The sequence below is a fragment of the Listeria sp. SHR_NRA_18 genome, from assembly GCF_003856515.1.
Taxonomy (GTDB): domain Bacteria; phylum Bacillota; class Bacilli; order Lactobacillales; family Listeriaceae; genus Listeria_A; species Listeria_A newyorkensis.
On sequence record NZ_QPKR01000095.1, the window covers coordinates 1 to 406 of the forward strand.

General features: G+C 58.4%; 1 protein-coding gene. It reads right to left on the minus strand.

Annotated elements, in window-relative coordinates:
- On the minus strand, window positions 1–259 hold a 259-nt coding region (locus DUK53_RS17890), incomplete at its 3' end, for a CopD family protein (protein WP_236637336.1).
- Between the last annotated feature and the right edge of the window lie 147 nt (window positions 260–406).

Genomic DNA, 406 nt, shown 5'->3' on the forward strand with positions numbered 1-406 from the left:
ACCTCACCAACAGCAGCACCGCTGCGCCCAGCGCCACCTCAAGCCAGCAGGCGATCACCACCCCGCGCTGTGCCAGATTAGGGATGGTACGCATCGCGGGGACGATAACGTAACGGTTGGCCAATGCCACCATCACCATCAGTGCCACCAGCCCGACTTTTACTAGCAGCAAACGCTGATAAGCGGAATCAAGATCGACTGGCCAGCGGCCAAGGATAATCAGACTGTTGATTATGCCCGTGACGATCACCAGCACCACGGCAACATGGCCCCAGCGAGAGAAACGGATCAAGGTGGCGATCGCATCGCTACGCCACTGCGGTTGTGGCAAGTAGCGCAGGCAAAGCAACAACGGTAATAGGCTGCCAAACCAGTAGCCTGCCGCTAACAGGTGCAAGGCGTGGTT